The organism is Oscillibacter ruminantium GH1, assembly GCF_000307265.1.
Classification (GTDB): Bacteria; Bacillota; Clostridia; order Oscillospirales; family Oscillospiraceae; genus Oscillibacter; species Oscillibacter ruminantium.
Window position 1 is genome coordinate 767,144 of record NZ_DF158896.1, and the last position, 24,713, is coordinate 791,856.

The window sequence follows — 24,713 nt, forward strand, 5'->3', positions numbered from 1 at the left end:
CGGGCCGGAACCGTGATAAAATAACAAGGCTCACGGGCCGGCGGCCCCAACAGTCATATTTTTACGCCGCCGGTAAATACTGTATAAAAATGAGGGAGGGAGGATGACGCGATGAACAACTCCACTATGCGGCCACTGCCGAAAAACAAGTTTTGGAGAGGCATCTGCCTGATGGCGCGGCGGTATATGCGGCACAATGTGACCATACAGAGCGCGGCGCTGGCCTTTTTCCTGCTGTTTGCCATCTTCCCCATGCTGATTTTTGTCAGTGCTCTGCTGGGTCTGCTGCATCTGAATGTGGCCGTAACGCTGGCGGACTTGGGAGAGATTTTGCCCAAGGTGGCAGTGGATTTTATTGGGGTGTATCTCGTCCATGTGGAGGCAAATTCCAACGTGCGCCTTTTGATGTTCGGCTTGGTGTTCTCCATTTACTTTCCCATGCGGGCGGCCAACACGCTGATGCGCTCCGTGCGCACGGCTTATCACCTTGGCCCGCCGCGGCATGCGGTGGTGCACCTGATCCGGACGCTGGCCTATACGGTTCTGCTGCTGTTGACGCTGGTGCTGACTCTGACGCTGATGAGCGTCAGCAACACGGTTCTTCAATACGCGGTGGAGCATTTTCACCTGCCCCAGTTCGTGGCGGAGCTGTGGGCCACGCTGCGTTTCCCGCTGGCGGCGGTGGTGGCGTGCTTTGCACTGCTGGCTCTGTATGCCATCACACAGGATTCCCGCCAGCCTTGGCGGAATCTGCTTCCGGGTGTTCTGGCTTCATTGGCGGCGTGGCTGGTTCTGTCGTGGATTTATGCCATCTACATGGAGAATATTGCAAACTACTCCCTGCTGTACGGCTCCATCGGCACGGCAATGGCCCTGCTGGTGTGGCTGTATATGAGCGCGGCAACGCTCATTATGGGGGCGGAGCTGAACGGGACGCTGATCTCCCTGCGTAGGGAGGAAAAGGACGGCCTGAGCGAGGAATAGTGAGAAATAAAGAGGAGGGAGTCCCTTTGGGCCCCCTCCTTTACATTCCTTCCGAAATGCGATAAAATAGCCACAAATCGGTTGCTTTGGCGATTACTCCCATTTATTGCAACAACGCTTTGCGCCTGCGATAAAATAGCCGCAAAGCAGCTAAAAGATTGATACCATTTATCGCAACAACGCTTTGCGCCTGCGATAAAATAAACAGGATTTGGCATACTGTACATCAGAAAGGATGGATGAACATGGATCATGAGGAAAAGTTAAAGGAATATGCCGCCCTGCTGGTTCAGGTGGGGCTGAATGTGCAAAAGGGGCAGACTCTGGTGATCTCCGCCCCGGTGGAGTGCGCGTGGTTTGCCCGGATGTGCGCCGCTGAGGGCTATGAGGCGGGCTGCCGCGAAGTGGTGATGAACTGGAACGATGACGCGCTGAACCGCATGAAATATCTCTGTGCGGCGGAGGACGTATTCGACAGCGTTCCCCTCTGGCGGCGGCACTTTTTTAATGATTACGCGCAGGAGGGCGCGGCGTATCTGGCGATTTCCGCCAGCGACCCGGAAAACCTGAAGGGCGTGGATTCCAAGCGGCTCGTCCGCGCGCAGCAGGCCAGCGGCAAGGGCCTGCGGGAGTTTGACCGTCTTCAGATGTGCGGCGGATTCCCGTGGTGCATCGCCTCCATCCCCATCCCCTCGTGGGCAAAGCGGGTGTTCCCCGGCATTTCGGAAGACGAGGCGATGAATCAGCTGTGGGATGCAATTTTTGCCGCCGTCCGCATCAGCGGAGACGGCAAGGCTGTTGAAAAATGGAAGCAGCATCTATCGACGCTGGCCCAGCGGAGGGAAAAGCTGAACGCGCTGAATTTCAAGTCTCTCCATTACACGAATTCCCTCGGTACGGATTTGAGGGTGGAGCTGCCGGAGGATCATATCTGGGAAGCTGGCGACGATGTGACCTTGAAGGGGCAGGAATATATCGCCAACATTCCCACGGAGGAGCTGTTCACCTCTCCGCTGAAAACCGGGGTCAACGGCGTGGTGTATTCCTCCGTACCGCTGGTCAATGACGGCAATATCATCGACAAGTTCCATTTTGTCGTCAAGGACGGCAAAATAGTGGAGGCGCATGCGGAGAAGGGCGAGGAGACGCTGAAGGCCGCTATCTCCGTGGACGAGGGCGCGTCTTACTTTGGCGAGGTGGCATTGGTTCCCTATGACAGCCCCATTTCCAATCAGAAGATTCTCTACTACAATACCCTTTTTGACGAAAACGCCGCCTGCCACATCGCCTTCGGCGAGGCTTATCCCTGCCTGAAAGGCGGCCAGCAGATGAGCCGCGACGAGCTGAAGCTGCGGGGGCTGAACGATTCCATCACCCATGTTGACTTTATGGTGGGAACCAAAGACCTCTCCATCATGGGGACGACCCACGACGGGAAAGAAATTCCCGTGTTTGTCAACGGAAACTTTGCCATTTAAGGGAGGACGGAAGACCAATGCCGTATCAAAAGAGAGAAAGCGACGAAAACGTCTTGATCGTCGAGGGAGGGGTTGTGACCGGAGACGTGACGCTCGGGAAGGGCGTTAATGTCTGGTATTACGCCGTGCTCCGGGGCGACTGGGGCCGCATCGAGGTGGGAGAGAACACCAACATTCAGGATCACTGCCTGCTCCACGAGGGAACCGTCGTTGGCCGGGGCTGTACCGTGGGCCATGGGGCCATCCTTCATGGCTGCACCGTGGGGGACAACACCCTGATCGGCATGGGCGCTGTGGTTTTGAACGGGGCGCGGATCGGGAACGACTGCCTTGTGGGCGCCGGGGCGCTGGTCACCGGAAAGCTGGACGCGCCGGACGGGTCCATGATTCTAGGCAGTCCCGCCAAGGTGGTCCGGTCCCTGACGGCGGATGAGATCGAGAGCAACCGGGCGGAGGCCCGGTTGTATCTGGCGGCGGCGGAAAACTACCGCCGGAACTGAGACGCAGCGAAACGACGGAAAGTCAGCGGGGAAAACGTTTGCTTTCAGCTTATTTTCCCTTGCAATGGGCGGAAAAGTTCGGTATACTTCCTTTTCAGCGGGAAAAATGCCGCCGCGGATGCGGCGGCTCCCGGCAAGCAGGAGGTTTTCATGAAAAAGCGCCTTTCCCCCCAGACGCTCCGTGCGTTTAAAATGTCCCTGCCCATCTTTGTGGAGCTGTTGTTGCAGCTGCTGGTGGGCAATGTGGATCAGATCATGCTGAGTCACGTGGCCCAATCCTCCGTGGCGGCGGCGGGAAACGGCAATCAGGTTATGACGGTGGTCATCATTGTGCTGGACGCCATGAGCGCCGCCACCACGATTTTGATGACCCAGTACATCGGCGCGAAAGAAGAGAACCAATGCGGGCGGGTCTGCGCCGCCAGCTTTGTGATCGTGGGGGCGTTCAGCCTTGCGGCGGGAGTATTCCTGCTGTGCTGGCCCGGCGCGCTGTTCTCGCTTTTGCGAACCCCGGAAGAGGCGTTTTACGAGGCCGTTCTCTATACCCGCGTGGTGGGTGGTGCGGTGATCATTCAGGGGTTTTATTTTGTGTTCTGCGCCGCGCTGCGGAGCTTTTCCCTCCTGCGGGAGGTAATGCTTTCCGCCGTAGTGATGAACGTGGTAAACATCTGCGGCAACGCCGTTCTCATCAACGGACTGTTCGGCGCGCCGCGCCTTGGCGTGCTGGGCGCGGCCATCTCCACGGATTTGAGCAAGATTCTGGGGCTGTGTCTGGTGATGTGGGTGTTCCATAAAAGATGCGGAATCCGCCTGAAGTGTAGCCTTCTGCGGCCCTTCCCGGCGGATATGGTCAAAAAACTTCTCTCTGTGTCCACGCCCGCGGGCGTGGAGTCCCTTTCTTACAATGTGTCTCAAATCTTCATTCTGCGCTTTATCAACCTAATGGGTACCACCGTGATTGCCACCAAGGTCTACGCCAGCATTTTTGCCAACGTGGCCTATGTGTACACAATTGCCATTGCGCAGGCAACCCAGATTTTGATCGGCTATCTGCTGGGCGCGGAGCGGCGGGACGAGGTGGACCCCCGGGTCTGGTCCACCACCCGAATCGCGCTGTTTGTGGGGGAACTGCTGACGCTGCTGATCTTCCTGTTCGCGGACCCGCTGTACTCCATCTTTACCCCGGACCCGGCTATCCACGCGCTGGGAAAGCAGATTCTTCTCGTGGAGTTCTTCTTGGAGATTGGCCGGGCGGTGAACATCGTCATGGTCCGCAGCCTGACCGCCGCAGGCGATGTGTGGTATCCCGTAATCGTGGGCTTTTTTTCCATGTGGCTGGTCGCGGTACTGGGCGGCTGGCTGCTGGGTGACGTGGCGGATTTTGGATTGGTTGGCATTTGGGTTGCCATGGCCTGCGATGAGTGCTTCCGGGCGGTGCTGTTTGTCTTCCGCTTCCGCCACGGGGACTGGTGCAAAAAGCGGCTGATCGACGCGCCCGTCTCTTGACGGGGAGTTGCTGCACTCGCCGGCAAATTTTTTAACAGCCTTTGTTTTCCGGCCCCGCGGCCTGTGGAATTTCCCTAAAAGGAGACGTTATGGAATTTAACAAAAAGACTGTGCGGACTGTGGCGCTGGCGGCCTTTGCTGTGCTGGCCGGGTACTGGTGTCTGCAAAATCTGTCCCCCATCGGCAAGACGCTGCAGGCGCTGTTGAGTCTGGCATCCCCGTTTTTGCTGGGCTGTGCCATCGCATTTATTTTAAACGTGCCCATGCGGGCCGTGGAGCGGCATTTGGGAAGCGGCGGAAAACGATTGGCAAAGCTCCGCCGCCCCGTGGCCTTTATGTTGACGCTGGCTCTGGTGGCGGGCGTGCTGGCTCTGGCGGGCCTGGTGGTCGTCCCCAATCTGGGGGAGGCTGCATCGTCTGTGGCCGAGCAGGCGCAGAGCTTTTTCACCCAGCTCCCGGAAAGGTTGGCGGAGCTGGAGGCGAGACTGCCTGAACTGCAAATGGCGCTGGCAAGTCTGGAGGTGGACTGGACAAGTTTGTCCAACAAGGCGCTGGAGATGCTCCAAAGCCTTGGCAAGACTTTGGTGAATTCCGGTGTGGGCGGCGTTCTCAGCGGTGTGAGCATTGTTGGCAGCGTGGTCAGCGGCGTGAGCACATTTGTCATCGGGCTGGTTTTTGCGATCTACCTTCTGCTGCAAAAGGAGAAGCTGGGAGGTCAGGTCCGCCAATGCCTGTATGCCCTGCTGCCGGAACGGGTGGCGGACCGGGTGCTGGAGATCGCGGCCCTCTCTAACCGGACGTTTTCCAGTTTCCTCTCTGGGCAGTGTCTGGAGGCCGTGATTCTGGGTACCATGTTCGCCGTATCCATGGCGATTTTCCGGATGCCCTATGCGTTGCTGGTGGGTGTTCTGATTGCGCTGACGGCCCTGATTCCCATCGTGGGGGCGTTCATCGGCTGCGGCGTTGGGGCGCTGCTGATTTTGCTGGTGAATCCGATTCAGGCACTGTTGTTTATCGTTTTGTTCCTCGTCCTGCAGCAGGTGGAGGGAAACCTGATCTATCCCCATGTGGTGGGGTCCTCCGTGGGACTGCCTTCTATCTGGGTGCTGGCGGCGGTCACGGTGGGCGGAAAGCTCATGGGCATCATCGGGATGCTGCTGTTTATTCCCCTCTGCTCGGTGCTGTACGCCCTATTCCGGCAGTATGTGAAAGACCGCCTTTCGGGGAAAAAGATTTCCCCGGCAAAATTGCGGCCCAGCAAACCTCTGCCCCATAAGGCGGCGGAAAAGCATCCGCATACCGGCGGAGGTGGGAAGCCCCCCCGCACTTGAGAAAATGGACGAATGGGTTTTCACACCGGTATCAAGTCAAAAAAGGATGGGCCTCTCCGAGAGAGGCCCATCCTTTGCTTGTTTCGTAAAATGCGAAAAAGTTATTTGGTACCGAAGATGCGGTCGCCCGCGTCGCCAAGACCGGGGATGATATAGCCGTGTTCATTCAGATGGTCGTCCAGCGCCGCGATATAGACCTCCACGTCCGGATGGTCCTTCTCAATGCGGGCGATGCCCTCCGGCGCAGCCAGCACGTCCATAAGCTTGATGTGCTTGCAGCCATATTCCTTCATAAAGCTGATGGCGGCGGAGGCGGAACCGCCGGTGGCCAGCATGGGGTCGACGATGATCACATCCCGCTCCGCGATATCGGCGGGCATCTTGCAGTAGTATTTCACAGGCTCCAGCGTATCCGGATCACGGAACAGGCCGATATGGCCCACCCGCGCGGCGGGAATCATTTTCAAAACCCCGTCCACCATGCCAAGGCCTGCTCGCAAAATGGGAACGATGGCCAGCTTTTTGCCGGCAATGGTCTTGAAGACGCCGGGAGCCACGGGAGTTTCAACCTCCACGTCCTCCAACGGCAGGTCGCGGGTGGCTTCATAAGTCATCAGCATAGCAATTTCCGAGACAAGCTCCCGGAAGTCCTTGGTGCTGGTGTCCTTGCTGCGCAGAATGGTCAGCTTGTGCTGAAGCAGGGGATGGCTCAGGATGTGGATGTTGTCGTTCATGTTCCGTTCTCCTTTTTTTTTCGGTCTTGCAAGCGCTCCGCTTGTGCGGGGCGCAGATAAACGGGGGAGAGTGCCTGCGCGGTGGTCAGCTTTCCGGCGGCCGCAAGCTCTTCGGCGGCCAGAGCAACACCTACGGCATTTTGATGCAGCAGCCGCTGGGGAGCCAGCGCGCAGGAAACGCCGGCTTGCGTCAGCGCCGCTTGGCACAGCGTGCCGCCGTCACCCACGGCAATCTTGGGCCGGGGATTGTTTCGCAGCTCCTCAGCCAATTCAGAAAGGCCGATGGCCCGGTCTTCCGTCAGGCGGGTGAGGATTCCGTCCTTTGCCTCAAATAGAGCGTTGTATACCTGCGAGCGTCTGGCGTCCATGGCGCAGACGATCAGTCCGTCCATGTGGGCAAGACCCAGCGCCATAGCCTCCAGCGTGGAGACGGCGGCGGCGGGAAGTCCCGCGGCAAATGCCAGTCCCTTCGCGGCGGCCACGCCGATGCGGATACCGGTGAAAGATCCCGGCCCCACGGCAACCGCCACCGCACCCAGCTCCTCCATGCGCAAGTCTGCGTTTTTCAGCATGGATTCCACCATGGGCATCAGTGTCCGGCTGTGGGTCAGTCCGGTGTTCTGATAGCAGGAGGCCAAAATCTGCTTGTCCTCCGTCACTGCGGCGGAACAAGCTTTCGCCGAGGTTTCCAGTGCTAAAATCTTCAAGTTTCCGCCACTCCTTCCACTGTGATGCTTCTCCAATTGTCGCTTTCCGGACAGCGGGTGATTTCCACCCATATTGTGTCCTGCGGCAGGGCGTCGCCCACCCGTTCGCTCCACTCCACGGCGCACACGCCGCCCCGGGACAGATAGTCTTCCCAGCCGATGTCGAACAGCGCGTCCGAATCCGGCAGGCGGTACATGTCGAAGTGGAACAGGGGAATTTTTCCCTCGTATTCATTGACAATCGTAAAAGTGGGGCTGGTGACCCGGCCTGTGCAGCCCAAGCCGCGGGCAAGACCGCGGGTAAACGCCGTCTTCCCCATGCCAAGATCGCCTCGATAGGCCAGCACAGTGCCCGGAATCAGCTGCTTTCCAAGCGTTTCGCCAATGAATTCCGTCTCTTTTTCGCTGTGGGACAGATATTTCATGCCCGCGCACCCTTCCTTTCACAAAAAATTGCCTGAAATAGTATAGCACAGTTTCTCTCACATGTAAAAACAAATTTCATCGGTTTACACGCCGCCTCGCCTGTGGTATACTAAATCAGCGTAAAATCTCTGATTTTCTGATAGAGTCACCCAGCTTTGAAATCCTTGGGCTGTTAAAGCGGCCGCGCAAAGCGCGGTGCACAACGCAGTTGTGCAAATAACGGATACAGCAAGATAAAGCGCGCTTCGCGCACAAACCGGTAAAGCCGGTAACTGAAATCCGTTCTGGATTTTGGTGAATCAACAATAGGAGTTGCCATGTTCAACCGTCTTCGCGATACTCTTTCCGATTTTGTCCAGCAGGCCGATCTGGTTCTTCTGGGCCTTTGCTGCGGGTCCACACTGTTTGGCATGGTGCTGATTGCCAGCGCCACCAACTATCTGGGAAGCGGCAGTATGATCCGCTATGTGGGCGTTCAGGGCGCGGCGATGCTGATCGGCCTTGTGGCCTACATCTTTTTGTCTATGGTAGATGTGGAGCTGCTGGTGAAGCATTGGAGAATTATTCTGGCGGTCAGCGTCGTTTTCATTCTTCTGCTGCGCACGCCTCTGGGCGTCACCCGGAACGGAAACCGGGCTTGGCTGGAAATCCCGCACATCCCCTTTTCGATCCAACCGGCGGAAGTGGTAAAGATCACGTTTATCATCCTGCTGTCCAAGCAGTTTGAATGGATCAAGGAACAGCGGCGGGAGCTGAAAAGCCTTGGAAGCGTTGCAATGCCTGCCGCGCATCTGCTGTTTATGGTGGGGCTGATCTACGTGGTGTCCAGCGACATGGGCAGCGCGTTGGTCTATGTGTTTATTTTTGTGTGCGTCGCGCTGGTTGCGGGCATTGCGTGGCGGTGGTTTCTGCTGGGCGGCGCGGGGATGACGGCGGGCGTTTTGGCGCTGTACTTCATGAATAAGCTCCCGTCCCATATGTCGGACCGGTTTCATGTGCTGTTTGACCACAGCTTCGACCCGCAGGGCGTTGGCTGGCAGCAGACGCGGGGACTTCTTGCGCTGGGCAGCGGCGGCTGGTTTGGGCAGGGCCTGTTTAACGGAACCCAAACCCAAGCGGGCCGCGGATCTCTGCCGGAGCGGCACACGGATTTTATTTTTGCCATGATCGGCGAGGAACTGGGCTTTTTCGGATGCCTGCTGGTTATTCTGCTGCTTACGGCCATCATCCTGCGCTGTCTTTGGGTGGCGAGGCAGGCTTCGTCGGACTATGCCAGGCTGGTGTGCGTCGGGATGGCGGGAATGCTGATTTTCCAGACGGTGGAGAACATCGGCATGTGTCTGTTTGTCATGCCGGTCATCGGTTTGACGCTGCCCTTTTTCAGCTATGGAGGCTCGTCCATCGTTACGCTGTATGCCGCCATGGGAATCGTCTCGGGCGTGAAGAAGCGGGGACTGACGAAGTGGAAACGATAGCAAAATCATAGAAATGACAAAGCTCCGTACCCTGACACGGTCAGGGTACGGAGCTTTTTTGGTCATACATCCTCCACAAACAACATTCCGGGGACCTTGCGCAGAGCTTCCAGAAGAAGCTCTGCATCGCTCTCCCGACCGGTGCGCTGGAGATCCAGAATGGACCCCGCGCCGTCGCGGCCTTCCTGCCCGAGGTATTCGGTATGGGTCACATGCCAGCCCTCCGCACGGATGGTCTGCAAGATTGCGGAGAAGGGAAGCTCCACCGTGTGTTCCACATAAATCCGCAAAACGGTGGATGCCTTTAGATACCGCTGGTCCAGATTGTTCAAAAACACGATCACGCCAAACAGGAACAGGCACATGATGACGGCGGCCTCGTAGAATCCGATGCCGATGGCAAGGCCCATGCAGGCGGAGGCCCACAGGCCCGCCGCAGTGGTCAGTCCCTTGACCTGCTGTCCCCGTTGGTGGCCCGTGATGACAATCGTACCCGCCCCCAGAAAACCGATGCCGCTGATGACCTGAGCGCCCAGACGGGCGGGGTCGGCGTTGGGATTGAAGTAGAGCGTCAGATATTGGTTCACCAGCATCACGGCGGTGGCGCCGATGCACACCACCACATGGGTCCGAAGTCCCGCAGCGTGCCGTTTTTTCCCCCGCTCAAAGCCGATCATCGCGCCGCAGATCACGGACAGGGTGAAGCGGAACACGATGGAGGCCAGCGTCAGCTCCCGCAGGGGGTCTAAAAATGTCAGTAAAGTAGTGGACATGAAAAAGCACCTCCGATTGTCTATCTTATAAGAATATGCCGGGAACTGGAAAAATCCAAGTGAAACGGCAGACCGCTGCCGAGTCCGGCAAAGGTGTCAAACAACTTGTGATTCGACCGGGAACGGCACGACCGGCTCCCGCGCGGTCAGGTCGATAAACAGCTGCATCAGCGGACTGACCCACTTGTTTTTATGCCGCCCGCAAACTGCGGTGATGACGGGGGAGGCAATTTCCGTTTCGATTTCCACCAGCTCGCCCCGTGCCAGTTCGTCCTCAATGGTGAATCGGGGAAGAATGGTGACGCCCACATCATTTTTCACCAGATTTTTAATGGTGGGGATGCTCCACAGCTCAATGGTGTGATCCAGCCGAATCGAGCGTTCCCGCAGATATTGCTCAAACATCTGGCGGAAGATGCAGGTCGGCTCGTTGATGACGAGCGGGACGGGAATTCTCTGATCCGGCGTTTGAAAGTCGGGATGATTCCGCCGAGTCTCCGCAGACGCCACCAGCGCAATGGGACAGCGGTCGAAGGGATGGGCGACAAGATTGGACCCAAAGCCGCCAACCTCCTGATAGAAGACGCCCAGATCCAGCGTACCATCCAAAAGCCCGTCCCGGATGTCGCAGCAGCTCATGGAATGGAGAAACAGCCGCGCCTCCGGCGCACGCCGGTGCAGCTCCTTCAAAATAGGCGGCAGACGATAGCACAGCAGCGTCTCGCCAACGCCGATGCGCAAGTCGCCCCGATATTCCGAAAGCCCGTCCCCAAAGCAGCGCATCCGCTCCACGGACGCCATCACCTCTTTTACATAGGGGATCAACTGCTCTCCGGCCTTCGTCAGGATCATCCGCCGTCCGATTTTTTCAAACAGTGCCGCGCCAAGCTCTTGCTCCAGCTGCCCGACCTGAAAGGTGATGGTAGACTGGGTGTAATTCAGCTTATTCGCCGCCCGGGAAAAGCTGCCCTCTTCCACAATGGTGCGGAAGGTGTTCAAGTATTTGAGGTCCATTCCGGCTCCTCTCTGATATTTCAAAAATATTGCAGGATCAATTTAAATCATTTGATTTGATTGCATAAACTGTTTATGCTATGATATCCCCAAAGAAAGACGATTGCAACAGGCAGCGCAAAAGTTCCGATTTGCGGTCATGCTCCAATCATCAGGGGGATTTTTTATGAATTTTGCGGCATTTTACTCCTATGTGTTTCTCTCTGCCTATACGCCGGGCCCAAACAACATCATGTCCATGACCAATGCAGGGAAGTATGGCTTGAAAAAGGCGTTTCCCTTTAATCTGGGGATTCTAATCGGATTTTTGGCAGTCATGTCCTGCTGCGCGGCGTTTTGCGCGCTGCTGTACGACTTTATTCCCGCAGTCCAGCCAGTGATGCTGTGGGTGGGTGCGGCGTATATTCTGTGGCTGGCGTGGACTGTGTGGCGGGACAAACCTCATGAGGAGAAGCGGGGCGCGGCTCGGTCCAACAGCTTGATGGCCGGGCTGCTGCTGCAATTTGTGAACGTGAAGGTGATCCTGTACGGGATCACGGTCATGTCCTCCTTTGTCCTGCCGAATTACCACAGCTTTGCCGCCGTGGCGGGATATGTGGTGCTACTGTCGCTGATCGGTTTTTCCGGAACCTGCTGCTGGCTGCTGTTTGGAGCCGCCGTGGAACACTTTTTCAAGCAATACGGCAGAATTCTAAACGCAATTATGGCATTGCTGCTGGTGGCCTGTGCGGCGTCCATGCTGATGGAGCTGGGAAAATAACGGACAGATTACATGAACTGCGCCGCGGCTCCCTGTGCTTGTTTAAAAGCGCGGGGAGCCTTTTTCTGCGTTTCAGGCAAAGCAATCTTTTTTCTTGCAATTTTTCGCGCTGTGTGCTATACTGACCAATATGAAAATAATTCTCAAATTGAAAGGGAGATCTGTTTTGAAGAAGCACTTGATACGGTTACTGGCGGCACTGTCCGCTGCGGCGCTGCTGTCTGGCTGCGGAGGCACGGCGTCTGCGCCCGCTGCCTCCGCCGAGCCGAAGGAAGAATTGCAGGTGACGGCTACCGTTTTCCCCGCCTATGATTTTGCCCGGGCTGTCTGCGGCGATTTGGCGGAGGTGACGCTGTTGCTGCCCCCCGGTGCGGAGAGTCACAGCTATGAGCCTACCCCGCAGGACATTTTGACGGTGGGGGACAGCGACCTGTTTTTATATCTGGGCGGAGAGTCCGACGCATGGGTAGAGACACTGCTGGATTCCATTGACGGCGGCGTGCAGAAAATGAAAATGATGGACTGTGTGGAATTGAAGGAAGAGGCTGAAACGGAGGGAATGACCGCTGAGGAGGAGCATGAACATGGCGCGGGAGAGGTTTTAGAGTATGATGAGCATGTCTGGACCTCTCCGGTAAACGCAGCCGCCATTACCACTGCTATCGGTGAGCGTATGGCGGAGTTGGACCCGGACCATGCAGAGGCTTATCAAGCCAACGCTGCGGATTATGCGGGAAAGATTCTGGAGCTTGACGAAAAGTTCAACGACTTTTTTGAAACTGTCACCAATAAGACGATGGTGTTTGGGGATCGGTTCCCTCTGCGCTATTTTGCGGACGAGTACGGACTGGACTGCTACGCAGCATTTCCGGGGTGCAGCACTCAGACGGAGCCTTCCGCCGCCACCATTGCGTTTTTGACGCAGAAGGTAAAAGAAGAGGGTCTGGGGACGGTGTACTACATCGAGTTCTCCAACCATCTGGTGGCGGACAGCATCGCGGAGTCTGCCGGAGCGCAGACCGCACTGTTCCACAGCTGCCACAATGTGTCCAAGGCGGATATGGATGCGGGCGCGACGTATCTAACCCTGATGGAGGGGAATCTGGAGACTTTGAAAGCCACCATGAAGTAAGCGTGCTGGTGCGGGAACAGGACGGCTGTGGATTCCAACGGTGAAGCGGTCGCGAAAATAGACTGAGAAGAAGGACTGCACAGGAATTTTCCTGTGCAGTCCTCTTGTTTTTATCATCTAATTTGCGTTCGTTCAGGAATACCGCACTGTCTCGATTCAAAGACGGCGGGTGTTCTTTCGGGGAGTGGTTGGCGCGTTTTGAAACTATGGAGATTCAGACGGCTCTGTCATCATCAAGGAGCAGGGATTCATTCAATGCATCTCCAATGCGGCACAGCAGACGCTGATGCTCAGACAATGACTGCGCGTCAACGCTGAGGGCGGATTCGCGGGTGCAGCCGTCCACTCCGCCAGCCGCGACCACGGCGGAGAGCAGCTGAAATTCCTCTGCCGGAGAGGGCAGAAGACGCTGGCCCGTGGCGGCGGATAACAGGGCTTCCACGCCCCAGCCCCACCAGTTGGACACCCCGGAAACCAGCGTGAAGTCCGCGGCTTCCACAGCGGCAAGGGCCGCTCCGTGGGTCACGTGGGCTTTGATGAGAGAACTGAGTGCCCCCATTCCCAGCTCGTTGCCACCGTCGCCAATGGCGACGGTGACCGCACCGAGTCGGCGGGCCAGCGGCAGCAGAAAGTCCGTGTCCGTCACCATGGAATCAATCACGACGCCGTGCATGTTGTGGAAATGTCCGTCCGTGCCCTTACCGGGGCGCTCAATGGTGAAAAAGTGGGTGGGGCGCAGCCGCTCCAGAAGAGATTCCGCAAACAATTTCGTTCCCTCCGGGGGGAGACAGACCACTTTCGTACCGGGAGCCAGACAGCTTGCGGCAGCCCGCACCATGGGCAGGGAGACAGCGTCTGTCAGCAACGTGACGCGGCAGTCAACCGCCATAAGGGCGCGGGCCAGATTCGCCGCGCCTCCCGGACCGTCGGTTTCGCCGCGAAAAACGCCGCCGCAGTTCACGGGAAACCCGGTGAGGATCACCGCCCGCTTGGCTGAGAGCAGTGAGCTCGTCAGCGCGCCAAAATCCGGCGCGGGCGCGGCCTGCGCCAGTCCGCGGCCTGTGGCGTCATGACATAAAAGGGCGTGCAGTTGAGAATAAAACTCCATAAAGGGCCTCCTTTTGGGCCCTTTTCCACAAAAAAAGACCCACTGATTTTGTGTAACACAAAATTCGTGGATCTTGACCGCGGGCGGAAATGCCGGAGAGGCGATCCGTGCGGGCAAAAACGAATGAATAACCAAAGTAACACACTTTGATTTATATTCAGTATAACAACCATGCAGCCCTTCGTCAAGGCGGCGAAACGGCAAATTTCCAACTGGATTTTTAGTGACTTTTATGGTACGATGGCGGTAAAAAAGTATGGAATGGCAGAGAGAGGAGACGCGCCGTGAAGTATCCGGAAAACGCGATTTTAGTGGTGGGACAGGCGAAGCCCAGCCGGGCGGACGCCATTTATCAAACCCATGGCGAATTTTACATCAGCCTTGTGATGGAGCGGGACACCGGGCGGATTTTGGACATGACCTGCAACACGATTCTGGACGTGACGGCGGAATTTGTCCGGGACATGCTGGTGGGAAAGTGCCTGCCGGCGGATCTGCCCGCACTGGAAGCGTCCATCCGCACCCGCTATTTTGCCCTCACGCAAAAGCCGCTGATCGCCTGTTTAAAAGATGCGGCAAACCGCTATCGGGCGGCGCTGGACGGGGAGAGTATTTGATCTGAGCAGGAGAGGAGCGCGGACTTATGTCCGCGCTCCTGTTCATTACTTTTAAGAAAACCGTTACGCCGCGGTCTTCTCTCTGTTTTTTGCCGGAAGCATTTTTTCTGCTGCCACGCACAAAAGCATGGTGAGAACCATGTCCGGAAGGGTGCAGCCCACCGGGGTGTCTACCCCCATCAAAACGCGATAGGCCGCAAAACCGAGAACCCAAATTACCAGATTCCGCACATCTGCATTTCGCTTCCCGCTGTTGCGGTGGAGCAGAAACACGTCGGCAATCTGGATGGCGATCATGGGTGCGAACACGGAACCGATCAGATAGAGGAAATTGGTGATATCGTCCATGGGGAACAAAATAGCACCCACTGTGCCTACCACGGCGACTGCCACCGCGATCCATTTTCCGGAAAACTTTTTACTGAGGGATTCGGCGGAGATGCCCGCGCTCCAAGCGTCCAGAAAGGTGGTGGTAACGGTGGAAAGCACCAGAATTACCAGCGCCGCCACGCCCAGCCCCGCTTGCAGCATGATTTGGGCGATGTCGCTGCCGCCGGTAAAGATGGCTGCGCCCATACCGATGGTATACATCCAGCAGGAAACAACGCCGTATACTACGGCGGAGGCCAGCGTTGCCGTCTTGGGCTTTGCCGCTTCCCGGGTATAGTCACTGATAAGAGGCAGCCAGGAAAGCGGCATAGCCACCGCCAGCTCCACCGCCGCGCCGAAGGTCAGGGAATCATCCATTGCGGCGGCAGAGGCGTTTCCGCCGAAAATCACGCCGCACAATAGAATGGTTAGAATCAGCAGTGCCGCCATGGCAATTTTGTTGACCCAGCCCAAGTTTGTCAGGCCGATCAGTATCCATACCACGATCAGCCCGCCGATCACCACGGCCCAGAGCTTTGCGCTGCCGCCGATGCCTCCGGCGGAAATAGCCCCGTCATAGATCATAATGGCGGTCCAGCCCACCAGCTGGAGCACGTTTAAAAACGCGAACAGCAGCCCGCCCTTTTGACCAAAGCTCAGTTTCACGGTTTCCATGGCGGAAAGGCCGGTTCTGCCGCCGATCAGGCCCGCCAGATACAAAAGTGTGCAGCCGATCAGGTGGCCTAGAAAAATGGCCGCCAGACCCTTGCCAAAGCCCAGAGGGGCGAAGTAAGTGCCGGTCAGAATTTCAGCAATGGAAACGCCTGCACCGAACCAGATAAGGCCGTTTTGAAAAACAGAGGTTTTTTTCATTCCGCCGCCTCCGTTCTATATTCCGCTTTGATGTCAAAGGCGTGGTCCATAGGTCCCGCGCCGTGGCCCAGATTCAGCATGGCTCCCAGCGCCCCAGAGAGGTAGGATTTGGCCCGCTCCACGCTGGATTCCAGGGAAAAGCCCTTGGCGAGATTCGCCGCGATGGCGCTGGAGAGGGTGCAGCCGGTGCCGTGGGTGTTGGGATTGTCGATGCGGTGGCCTTGGAACCAGCGGCTTCCGCTTTTTTGCCAGAGAAGGTCGTTGGCGTCGTTGACCCGATGGCCGCCCTTCAAAAGCACGGCGCAGCCGTACTGCTGACCGATGGCCGCCGCCGCCGACTCCATCTCCGCCGGAGAGGTGATGGAAAGACCGCTCAAAAGCTCCGCCTCCGGAATGTTGGGAGTGATGACTGTGGCCAGCGGCAACAACTGATCTTTCAGTGCGTCCACAGCATCCTCCCGCAGCAGACGCGAGCCGGAGGTGGCAACCATCACGGGGTCTACCACCACATTCTTCGCGCCGTATTGCCTCAGCTTTTCCGAGATAGCGGCAATCAGCTCCGCGGAGGAAACCATGCCGGTTTTCACCGCGTCGGGGGGGATGTCCGAGAAGATGCAGTCCAGCTGCGTCTTCAAAAAGGCGGGCGGGACTTCCAAAATGTCTTTGACGCCGGTAGTGTTTTGAGCGGTTAGGGCTGTGACGGCGCTCATGGCGTATACGCCATTCACCGTCATGGTCTTCAGGTCCGCTTGGATACCGGCGCCTCCGCTGGAATCGCTTCCAGCGATTGTCAATGCTGTTTTCATAATTTCTCCTTTCCAAATGACAGCCATTGATTTTATGAGACGGCGCAAGGTGGTGCCCCCAATGCGCCGTCGAAAATTCCCCTTACCGCTTCGTTTCCCGCTTCGCGGAAAACTGCGCCGTACAGGAAATTTTCTCCGTATCCGTGCAAAGCAAAGGCTTTGCACGGGACAGGATGAAGAACGAGAGTGACAAAAAGACGCGACCGATTAGCGAGCAATCTTCTTTGAAAGAGCCAGCATCCGCGCTGCCGCAGCCTTTATGTCGGGCTGGGCAAAAAGGGCGGAGACAACCGCCACGCCGTCCAGTCCGCAGCCGGAAAGCTCCGATATATTGTCTTCCGTAATGCCGCCGATGGCCACCACAGGAATATGCACCGCCTCAGTAACGGCCCGGATGGTTTCCTTGGAGAGGGGCTTGGCCTCGCTTTTTGTATGAGAGGCAAAAGCGGCCCCAACGCCCAGATAATTCGCGCCTGCGGCCTGCGCGGCCAGCGCCTCGTCCACGTTATGGACAGAGACACCCACAATTTTTGCGGAACCGAGAGCGGCCCGTGCATTCACTGCGGCCATGTCCTCCTGCCCGACATGAACGCCGTCTGCGTCGGAGGCCAGCGCAATTTCTACATTGTCGTTGATAATGCTGATGGCGCCCAGCTTCCGGCACAGGGGAACAAGCCACTGGGCCTCAGCCAAAAACCCCGCGTCGTCCAACACCTTTTCGCGCAGCTGCACAATACCCGCGCCGCCGGCGATGGCATCCGTCACCTGTTCCTTCAGAGATCCGCCGTTGAGCCAAGCGCGGTCGGTGACGGCGTACAGCCGAAAAATATCCCGTTTTAATTTCATGATGAACGCTCCTTTAAAATTTCGATAAAAAATCCGCAGACATTCCAATGTGGAATCTCTGCGGCAAAGCACGCGGTATTTCCCTACGTTGGCATGATCCAAATCAGGTTCATGGGTCGGAGCCTTTCGACTCCCTCTCAGCCCGCGAAACAGCGGACTCCCCTTTTTGTTTGTCAATTTATTATACGCCCCTGCGTTTCAAAATGCAACCACTTTCAGCGCCTCTTGACAAATTTCACCGGGAATGGTATCATAGCGCAAAAACAGGGGAGCCGAAAGGCTGAGAGGAAGCGCGCGCTTCGACCCATGAACCTGATTTGGGTAATGCCAACGTAGGGAGCGAGAGGGAAGTAACGGAGGCGTGCGCACGCCCCCGTTTTTTGTTTTGCAAGCTAAGGGGAGGAGATGGCGGACACGGTGCCCGGCCGGGCCGGGAGCAGGGAACGGGGGAGCGCCCGCGCCTTGTGCCGGAGACAAGAAAATACGCAGCGATGGGAAGCCGTGTTCCGGCGTGAGAGGAGGCCAGTGAGCCTCGACCGAAGGGCGGGGGACAAATGTCTGCCGCCTCATCCTCGCAAGGGGAAGCTGTGTGTTTCTCCCTGCCATTTTGAAAAGGAGCCCTTTCCGATGAAACAAAAAGGTACAGTCAAGAAGCTGGCGCTGGCGGGTGTGCTGTGCGCCGTGGCCGTGGCGGGCAGTCTGCTTTCCTTCCCCGTGCTGGGGAGCAAATGCGCCCCGGTACAGCACATGGTCAATGTGATCTGCGCGGTGTTTTTGGGCCCGTGGTACGGCGTGGCCGTGGCGTTTGTGGCGAGCCTTCTGCGCAACCTGATGGCTATGGGCAGCCTGATGGCTTTCCCCGGCAGCATGATCGGTGCGTTGGTGTGCGGCGTGGTGTTCTGGAAGACCAAGAATCTGCCCGCCACGCTGGCGGGCGAGGTGCTGGGCACCGGCGTGCTGGGCGGGCTGTGCGCCTATCCCATCGCAACAATGTTCATGGGTGTGGATGCTGCTGCCGTGGCGTTTTATGCTTATATCATTCCGTTTTTGATCTCCACCGTCGCCGGGTCCATTCTGGCGGGGCTGTTGGTCTTCGCCCTGCAAAAATCCGGCGCGATCAACACGATGCGCGCCACGCTGGAGAGTTGATTTTATGCTGCCGTTTGACCGCCTGAATGAGCTGCGAGAGGCTCGGCCCCTAGTCCATTGTATCTCGAATCTGGTTTCCGCCAACGACTGCGCCAACGTGCTGCTGGCGGCGGGGGCCTCGCCCATGATGGCGCAGGCCCGGGAGGAAATGGCGGCAATTGCGTTCATCAGTGCCGCCACCGTGCTGAATACCGGAACGCCTGACAGAGAGAAGTTCGAGGTTTGCCGCCTGTGCGGCGAGGCGGCCGTGAAAAATCAGCCGGTGGTGCTGGACCCGGTGGGAGTGGGCGCGTCGGCATGGCGGCTGCGAGAGACGGATGGGTTGCTGGAACGCTTTACGCCCAGCTTGTTTCGCGTGAATCTGGGAGAGGCGCAGGCCCTGCTGCGCCGTGGCGGGGAGGAGCGGGGGGTGGACTCTACCGCCCGCGCGTCTCTGGAGGCCCGACTTGACTGCGCACGAGCTTTGGCCAAAAGGTACGGCTCCGCCGTGCTGCTCTCCGGCCCGGAGGATGTTGTTACCGACGGAACGCGGGCCTGCCGCGTTTTAGGCGGCAGCGATTGGATGGCTCGGGTCACCGGAACGGGATGTATGCTCTCCGTCCTCTGCGGGGCGTTTGCCGCCGTAGAGCCGGACATCTTTACGGCGGCGGCTCTGGCCTCCGCCTTTTGGAAGGTCTGCGGGGCGGAAGCGGAGAAACTGCTGGTGCCCGGACAGGGAGCGGGGGCGTTTCACTCCGCCTTGATGGATGCCGCGTCCACGCTGGAACCGTTGAAATTTGCCCAGCTGGCCCGGGTGGAGGCGCTTTAATGCCGCTAGACTCGGCCCGCATCTGAGAGAGGTTCTCTGTTTGTCTTTTGCGCCGGGAAAACGTGTACACCGATAGTTTGCTATGAAACGGAAAAAGGCCCGGGGCTGTTCCATGGAACAGCCCCGGGCCTTTTCATGTGACAATTGTCACTGGCAGCGTTTTTGATATTCTGAAGGAGACAGCCCCATGGCCTTTTTAAACGCGCTGCTGAAATAGGTGATGTCCCGGTAACCCACCAGCTCCGCCACCTCGTAAACCTTGACCCGGCAGTCCCGCAGAAGCTCGGTTGCTTTGTGCATCCGGTAATTGGTCAGGTATCCGGACAGGGTGTAGGAAGTTTCTTTTTTAAATACATGACTCAGATGTCCGTCGCTGACGCCCAGATTCCGGGCGACGCTGGACACACTGACGTCCGGGTCGTTGTAATGTGCGGCGAGATAAGCCAGCGCCTCCTTAACGTATTTGCTTTTTTCCGGCGCGCCGTCTTCCGACAGTCCCGCGGCGGGGACGGCGGTGTGCTGCGCGGCGGATTCCTGCTCGCGGCAGCGGATGCGGGAAATGACCGCTTCCAGCTCTCCGTCGTGAAAAGGTTTAAGTAAATAATCCACCGCGCCCAGCTTCAATGCCGACTGGGCATAGGAAAAGTCACTGTACGCGGTGAGAATTACCACATAGGCGTCGATCCCCTCCGCGCGCAGGCGGTGGAGCATTTCAATGCCGTCCAGCTTGGGCATGCGGATATCGGTGACAATCAGATCGGGGCGATAGCGGCGAATGACCTCCATCCCCTCTTCGCCGTTGGCAGCCTCGCCCACCACGGCGCAATCCGCACCCGCCCAGTCCACCGTTAAAACGATGCCCTTGCGGACCAGTTCCTCGTCTTCCACCACAACTACTTTCAGCATGATGACTCTTCTCCTTTCCCGTCCAAAGGCAGCATGATGCGGACGCAGGTTCCCTGTGCGGCGGATACGAAGCGAAGCCCGAAGTCCGTCCCGTAATGCAGGCGCAAAATGGCGTCCACATTGTAAAGCCCCAGATGGCTCTGTGCGTCCGGTAACTCGCCCGACTGAAAGCGCCGCAGCGCCTCCTCCGAAATTCCCCGCCCGTTGTCCCGCACGGTGATGGTCAGCGTTTCCCCGCAGCTCCAGCCGTCGATGGAGATCTCGCCGCTGCCGCAGCCCTCGAAGCCATGAAGAATCGCGTTTTCCACCAATGGCTGCAACATCAGCTTTGGAACCAGCGCATCCAAAAGCGCGTCATCCACGTTGTTTTTCAGAACGAACGCACCGGAAAAGCGAATGCTCTGAATTTCCACGTACCGCTCCACAAGGTTCAGCTCCTGCCGCAGCGGAACGAACTCGTCAGCGGAAATGCTGCTGCGCAGGATGTCCGCAAGATCGGCGGAGATGGTGGCAATTTCCGGGGCCTGATGAATCTTGCCCATCCATTTGACGGTGTCCAGCGTGTTATAGAGGAAGTGAGGATTCAGCTGGGCCTGCATCATGCGAACCTGTGCGGCGTTCAGCTCCCGTTGCTGGCGGAGGGAATCCGCCAGATTCTGCCGCAGACGCTGGGTCATCCGGTTGAACCGTCCGGAGAGCTGGCCCATTTCGTCGGTGCGGTGATTGTCGATCTGAATGTTCAGATTGCCCTCCTCCACCTGCCGCATGGCGCTGTTCAGTGCGCGAATCGGCTCAAACAGCTGGCGGCTGAACCGCATGGAGACGACTACGCACAGTCCCAGACACAAGAGAATGGAAAGCCCTGCCACCAGATGCAAGAGGCGGGTCATCCACTCGGCCAGGGGCTTTGGCTGCTGCAAGATCAGATAGAACTGAGAATGCGGCTCCTGAACCACATAGTAATCATATGCGCCTCGCTCGTCGGAAAGAGGCTGATTTCCCAGCAGCTGGCCCCGCAGACGGGACGCCAGCGTTTCAGAGGGAATATCGGCAGAGGCGTATATCTGATCCCAAAAGGCGTCCAGAACCAGAAGGCTGCTGGTGGCGCTGTACTTTCCGTCAAACAGCAGTTCAACATGCGCCTGCGTCATATCCAGCACCACATAGCCCACCGGTACACCTCCATTTCGGATGGTGCAGGCGGCCTGCATACAGGCGGAACTTTTGGAGAGGGCGGACGCTCCCCGATAGACCACGCCGCCGCTATTTTCTGCGGCGGATAAAAGTCCCCAGCGAACAGGCAGCGCGGCAAACTGCGGCTGGCTGGCGGTGGAGAAAACCCGCTGGCCGGTTTTGTCGTAAATGGAGAAATTCGCTTCCTGCAACAGGGAGGAAGTGGTATTATACAGCGCGGAGTAGACGCTTTGCGTGTCCCCGCCTGCTCCGCCATCCAGCGCCAAAATGACTTCCGGCTGAATGCGGAGCTGGTTCATGACCGTCTCGCAGTCGGCAAGAAAGGATGTAAGGTCGGCGGTCATGGCGCTGATCTGACTTTGGGCGGTGTCCTCGGCGTTTCGATTCAGAGAGATGCGGAAAATGTTCAGCATCAGCAGTGTGCAGATGAGCAGGGGAATGATGCCGATGGCGAGAAAAGCGCCCAGCAGCTTTTGCCGGAAAGAAAAGTTCTTCATGATGCGTCCCCCGCGGTCAATTCCGTCCAGTGGGAAACAAATTCGTCCTTTAATTCCGCCGCCCAGCGAACGGGATAGTCAATCACACCCAGTTCTTCCGCAGGGGGCAGAGCGTCCCCGTCGGACACGTCGGAACGGACGCTCCGGCGGGAAAATTGACTCACCACCAGTTCCTGCACGTCCCGGCTCTGGGCGAAGTCCAAAAAGGCTTTGGCGTTGTCCGGGTGCGGTGCGCCGGCGATGAGGGCGCTCCCGTCGGGGACGGCGCTGGTACCTTCGGCGGGATAGACGATGGCGATGTCCGCCCCCTGTGCCTGCCGTTTTAGGGCGGTTTCCTCCAGCGTGACCCCCACGCAGCGAACGCCGCCCGCCACCGCTGCCACCACGTCGCCGGAATCGGGGAGAATGTGTCCGTCCAGCTCTGTGACGATTCGGTTCAGAAGCGTCCAGTCGTTTCCGGGGAGGATGGACAGCATGGTTACCACCGCCGTGTAGCTGGAGCCGGACACGGTGGGGTCCGCCAAGGCGATCTGACCCGTCCACTTCCCGCTCAAAAGATCCGCCCAGCCGGTGAGTTCGCCGGGAGAGACGAGTTTGGTGTTGTAGATCAGTACCACGGGCAGCGAGGAAAAGGGCGTCCATAGATCATCTTGGGGATGAAGACCGGGGCGGATAAGACGCGCTTCCGCGCAGGCATACGGCTCAAAATAGTCTTCATAGGCCGTCAAACTCTCCACGCCGCCGCCAAAAATCACATCGCACAGCGGCTCGTCCGCTTCGCCCGCGATGCGGGTTAAAAGCTCGTTGGTACCCCCGGTGACCACCTCGACCCAGATGCCGGTGCGCTCCTCGAACTCCTTGACGATGGGGCCGTAAACCTCCTCCTTGTGGGAGGTATAGATCACCACACGGTTTTCCTCCGCCGGGGCAAAGGTGGAGACAGACTGCCCCCGCGCCCCGGCGCAGCCGGTTAAAAAGAGCAGGGAAAGGGCCAGTGACAGTCCTTTTTTCAGCATGTCGGGCACTCCTTTCAACGTCTTACCTAGGTGCCTTATCGCCCGGAAAGTCCCGGAACAGTAAACAGGAATATACCCGTTTACGTTTGGATTCCCGCCGCGCGGGCGGTAAGAACGGGATCAAAGACCACAAAACCCAGCGCGCTGTTTCTGCTTTTCGCGGACGGCTAAACCAGCGCCAAAAGGTCTGCTAAATTCTGAATTTGATGACTAGCAAGACCCTCTTCCGCTGCATCTGGTCCCAGTGCGGCGCTTTGAAAGCCGCCGCTGCGGGCTGCGCGGATGCCCGCCGCCGCGTCCTCCACCACAAGTGCCTCTGCCGGAGATACGTCCAGCTTTGCTGCGGCTTTTAGAAAAACCTCGGGGTCCGGCTTGGAGCGGGTGATCTCATTTCCATCCACAATTGCGTCAAAATACGATGTCAGCGCCGTTTGCTCCAGAATGAAGCGGGCGTTTTTGCTGCTGCTGCCCACGGCCAGCAACAGGCCCCGACGTTTCAGCGATCTGAGAGTGGTGCGGGTGCTGTCCGCCACATCCGCCGGGGTCATCCCGGCAATGTGCGCGCGGTAGGCGGTGTTTTTTTCCGCGGCCAGCGCCTCCTTTTCCGCCGCTGTATAGCGGCGGGGGCTTTGCTCCAAAACCAGCTCCAGCGCCGCCATTCGGGACACGCCCCGCAGGCGGCGGCAGGCCGTCTCGTCGAAGGGAATCTTAAGTCTCCGAGCCAGCGCGCGCCACGCGTCGTCGTGGAAATGGTCGGTGGAAACCAGAACGCCGTCCAGATCAAAAATTATGGCCCGCATTGTAAAATTGCCTCCAGTTCATCGCAGACATTTTCGCAGACACGGGGCGCATCCCGTCCCTCGTCCGCGCGGGAGCGGGTCAATGCCTGCCGCAGCGCCGGGTCCGCGGCCTCCATCAGATAGGCCCGGCCTGCCGCATGGAGCATGGACTGATCGTTCCAATTGTCGCCGAAGACCGCCGTTTCCGAAAGAGACAGACCCAGCCCCGCGCACAGCTCGCTAAGGCCCGATCCCTTGGTAGCCAGCGTGAAATCCAGCCATCCAAGGCCCGCCACGGCCATGTGAAACCAATCACCCCACCGGGGGCCGAGGATTTTCACCGGTTCGTCAAATCCTGTGGGGCAGAAGGCGGCGATTTTGACAATGTCCTCCGAAATGTCCTCCGGCTGATCCACCGTCTGCACCAGATTCCCATGCCCCTTCGTCAGCTGGCGGAGAAAGGCGGGGCTGCCGCCGCAGACATAGTTGACGGTTTGGCCCTCGATGACAACATCGCAGCCGGAAAGCCCTAAAATTGTGTGGGCCAGTTCCAGCGCTTCCTGCCGGGGAAGAGGGGTCTTGCTCAACAGCGGCGCGCCTTCTTCCGTACCGGGGCCGTATAGCACGGCCCCGTTTTCACAGAGAAAGCAAGCCTCGTCCGCCACCGGGGCAAAGAGGGTGCGCAGGGAGTGATACTGCCGCCCAGAGGCGGGAGCGAACAAAATACCCCGGTCCCGCAGGCGGTGGATCAGGGGGAAAAGGCGCTGCGGCATGGCGGTTTCGCCGTAAGGCAGCAGCGTGCCGTCGATATCAGAGGCGATGAGACGGATCATAGATAGAACTCCTTGTGTTGAATTGGAACGGTATGGATTCGCAGGCGGTTGCCTATGCGCAGGCGGATATGCGAAAAGAGGCCCTGGGGGCC

The 24,713-nt window shown here is 58.1% G+C and carries 25 protein-coding genes; 11 read left to right on the forward strand and 14 right to left on the reverse strand.

What is annotated here, in order from left to right:
* Positions 1-111 precede the first annotated feature (111 nt).
* The 5 genes from ON16_RS03635 (at position 112) to ON16_RS03655 (ending at position 5,799) form a co-directional block, all read left to right on the forward strand.
* A complete protein-coding gene (locus ON16_RS03635) occupies positions 112-984 on the forward strand; it encodes a YihY/virulence factor BrkB family protein (protein ID WP_040659456.1) in 873 nt (290 codons plus the stop codon).
* Between the two features lie 245 nt (positions 985-1,229).
* Positions 1,230-2,462, forward strand: coding sequence for an aminopeptidase (locus ON16_RS03640; protein WP_081579576.1), 1,233 nt, complete (start codon positions 1,230-1,232; stop codon positions 2,460-2,462).
* 17 nt (positions 2,463-2,479) lie between these two features.
* Complete coding sequence (locus ON16_RS03645) at positions 2,480-2,962, forward strand: gamma carbonic anhydrase family protein (RefSeq protein ID WP_051131504.1); 483 nt, start codon at positions 2,480-2,482, stop codon at positions 2,960-2,962.
* 150 nt (positions 2,963-3,112) lie between these two features.
* Positions 3,113-4,468 carry an MATE family efflux transporter gene (locus tag ON16_RS03650; RefSeq protein ID WP_040659460.1) on the forward strand — a complete coding sequence of 452 codons (1,356 nt, stop codon included), beginning with the start codon at positions 3,113-3,115 and terminating at the stop codon, positions 4,466-4,468.
* A gap of 89 nt (positions 4,469-4,557) precedes the next feature.
* Complete coding sequence (locus ON16_RS03655) at positions 4,558-5,799, forward strand: AI-2E family transporter (protein ID WP_051131505.1); 1,242 nt, start codon at positions 4,558-4,560, stop codon at positions 5,797-5,799.
* Positions 5,800-5,900: 101 nt separating this feature from the next.
* Here the strand turns inward: ON16_RS03655 and upp are convergent, their stop codons facing one another.
* From upp to tsaE, 3 genes are read right to left on the reverse strand one after another with little or no spacing between them, the layout of a single operon-like run.
* Positions 5,901-6,533, reverse strand: coding sequence for a uracil phosphoribosyltransferase (gene upp, locus ON16_RS03660; RefSeq protein WP_040659462.1), 633 nt, complete (start codon positions 6,531-6,533; stop codon positions 5,901-5,903).
* Positions 6,530-7,240: a tRNA (adenosine(37)-N6)-threonylcarbamoyltransferase complex dimerization subunit type 1 TsaB gene (gene tsaB, locus ON16_RS03665; protein WP_040659464.1), complete on the reverse strand. Its 711-nt coding sequence runs from the start codon at positions 7,238-7,240 to the stop codon at positions 6,530-6,532. The genes upp and tsaB overlap by 4 nt, the downstream gene beginning before the upstream one ends.
* The gene (gene tsaE, locus ON16_RS03670; RefSeq protein ID WP_040659467.1) at positions 7,237-7,665 is read right to left on the reverse strand and encodes a tRNA (adenosine(37)-N6)-threonylcarbamoyltransferase complex ATPase subunit type 1 TsaE; all 429 of its coding nucleotides are present in this window, start codon (positions 7,663-7,665) and stop codon (positions 7,237-7,239) included. The genes tsaB and tsaE overlap by 4 nt, the downstream gene beginning before the upstream one ends.
* A 318-nt stretch (positions 7,666-7,983) precedes the next feature.
* On the opposite strand from tsaE, the gene ON16_RS03675 reads away from it, so the two are divergent.
* A complete protein-coding gene (locus ON16_RS03675) occupies positions 7,984-9,141 on the forward strand; it encodes an FtsW/RodA/SpoVE family cell cycle protein (protein ID WP_040659469.1) in 1,158 nt (385 codons plus the stop codon).
* A gap of 62 nt (positions 9,142-9,203) precedes the next feature.
* Here the strand turns inward: ON16_RS03675 and ON16_RS03680 are convergent, their stop codons facing one another.
* Both ON16_RS03680 and ON16_RS03685 read right to left on the reverse strand, forming a co-directional pair.
* Entirely contained in the window at positions 9,204-9,914 is a 711-nt protein-coding gene (locus ON16_RS03680) for an MgtC/SapB family protein (protein WP_040659471.1), read from the reverse strand.
* A 96-nt stretch (positions 9,915-10,010) separates the two neighbouring features.
* Positions 10,011-10,928 carry a LysR family transcriptional regulator gene (locus ON16_RS03685; RefSeq protein WP_040659472.1) on the reverse strand — a complete coding sequence of 306 codons (918 nt, stop codon included), beginning with the start codon at positions 10,926-10,928 and terminating at the stop codon, positions 10,011-10,013.
* 166 nt (positions 10,929-11,094) lie between these two features.
* Here ON16_RS03685 and ON16_RS03690 point away from each other — a divergent pair, with 166 nt between their 5' ends.
* Positions 11,095-11,688, forward strand: a complete 594-nt coding sequence (locus ON16_RS03690) for a LysE family transporter (protein ID WP_040659473.1) — start codon at positions 11,095-11,097, stop codon at positions 11,686-11,688.
* A gap of 166 nt (positions 11,689-11,854) precedes the next feature.
* Positions 11,855-12,820 carry a metal ABC transporter substrate-binding protein gene (locus tag ON16_RS03695; RefSeq protein WP_040659474.1) on the forward strand — a complete coding sequence of 322 codons (966 nt, stop codon included), beginning with the start codon at positions 11,855-11,857 and terminating at the stop codon, positions 12,818-12,820.
* A gap of 214 nt (positions 12,821-13,034) precedes the next feature.
* Here ON16_RS03695 and ON16_RS03700 read toward each other — a convergent pair whose 3' ends face one another.
* Positions 13,035-13,928, reverse strand: a complete 894-nt coding sequence (locus tag ON16_RS03700; protein WP_040659475.1) for a DUF4392 domain-containing protein — start codon at positions 13,926-13,928, stop codon at positions 13,035-13,037.
* A 284-nt stretch (positions 13,929-14,212) separates the two neighbouring features.
* Between ON16_RS03700 and ON16_RS03705 the strand changes: the two genes are divergently transcribed.
* Positions 14,213-14,545: a DUF3870 domain-containing protein gene (locus ON16_RS03705; protein WP_040659477.1), complete on the forward strand. Its 333-nt coding sequence runs from the start codon at positions 14,213-14,215 to the stop codon at positions 14,543-14,545.
* Positions 14,546-14,608: 63 nt separating this feature from the next.
* On the opposite strand, the gene cytX is transcribed toward ON16_RS03705, so the two are convergent.
* The 3 genes from cytX to thiE form a co-directional block, all read right to left on the reverse strand.
* Positions 14,609-15,787: a putative hydroxymethylpyrimidine transporter CytX gene (cytX, locus tag ON16_RS03710; RefSeq protein ID WP_040659479.1), complete on the reverse strand. Its 1,179-nt coding sequence runs from the start codon at positions 15,785-15,787 to the stop codon at positions 14,609-14,611.
* On the reverse strand, positions 15,784-16,593 hold the full coding sequence (gene thiD, locus ON16_RS03715; RefSeq protein ID WP_040659481.1) for a bifunctional hydroxymethylpyrimidine kinase/phosphomethylpyrimidine kinase: 810 nt from the start codon (positions 16,591-16,593) through the stop codon (positions 15,784-15,786). Before thiD ends, cytX begins: the two co-directional genes overlap by 4 nt.
* Before the next feature lie 207 nt (positions 16,594-16,800).
* On the reverse strand, positions 16,801-17,439 hold the full coding sequence (gene thiE / locus ON16_RS03720) for a thiamine phosphate synthase (RefSeq protein ID WP_040659483.1): 639 nt from the start codon (positions 17,437-17,439) through the stop codon (positions 16,801-16,803).
* A 627-nt stretch (positions 17,440-18,066) separates the two neighbouring features.
* Here thiE and thiW point away from each other — a divergent pair.
* Both thiW and thiM read left to right on the forward strand, forming a co-directional pair.
* On the forward strand, positions 18,067-18,588 hold the full coding sequence (gene thiW / locus ON16_RS03725; protein ID WP_040659485.1) for an energy coupling factor transporter S component ThiW: 522 nt from the start codon (positions 18,067-18,069) through the stop codon (positions 18,586-18,588).
* Positions 18,589-18,592: 4 nt separating this feature from the next.
* The gene (gene thiM / locus ON16_RS03730) at positions 18,593-19,396 is read left to right on the forward strand and encodes a hydroxyethylthiazole kinase (protein WP_040659488.1); all 804 of its coding nucleotides are present in this window, start codon (positions 18,593-18,595) and stop codon (positions 19,394-19,396) included.
* A 147-nt stretch (positions 19,397-19,543) separates the two neighbouring features.
* Here the strand turns inward: thiM and ON16_RS03735 are convergent, their stop codons facing one another.
* The 5 genes from ON16_RS03735 to ON16_RS03755 form a co-directional block, all read right to left on the reverse strand.
* Positions 19,544-20,302, reverse strand: a complete 759-nt coding sequence (locus tag ON16_RS03735) for a response regulator transcription factor (protein ID WP_040659490.1) — start codon at positions 20,300-20,302, stop codon at positions 19,544-19,546.
* Complete coding sequence (locus tag ON16_RS03740) at positions 20,296-21,993, reverse strand: sensor histidine kinase (RefSeq protein ID WP_040659492.1); 1,698 nt, start codon at positions 21,991-21,993, stop codon at positions 20,296-20,298. Before ON16_RS03740 ends, ON16_RS03735 begins: the two co-directional genes overlap by 7 nt.
* Positions 21,990-23,009, reverse strand: coding sequence for an ABC transporter substrate-binding protein (locus ON16_RS03745; protein WP_144032040.1), 1,020 nt, complete (start codon positions 23,007-23,009; stop codon positions 21,990-21,992). Before ON16_RS03745 ends, ON16_RS03740 begins: the two co-directional genes overlap by 4 nt.
* Positions 23,010-23,176: 167 nt before the next feature.
* Positions 23,177-23,809 carry a beta-phosphoglucomutase gene (gene pgmB, locus ON16_RS03750; RefSeq protein ID WP_040659494.1) on the reverse strand — a complete coding sequence of 211 codons (633 nt, stop codon included), beginning with the start codon at positions 23,807-23,809 and terminating at the stop codon, positions 23,177-23,179.
* Positions 23,797-24,621 (reverse strand): HAD family hydrolase, encoded by an 825-nt coding sequence (locus tag ON16_RS03755; RefSeq protein WP_051131506.1) that lies wholly within the window; start codon positions 24,619-24,621, stop codon positions 23,797-23,799. The genes pgmB and ON16_RS03755 overlap by 13 nt, the downstream gene beginning before the upstream one ends.
* Positions 24,622-24,713: the final 92 nt, after the last annotated feature.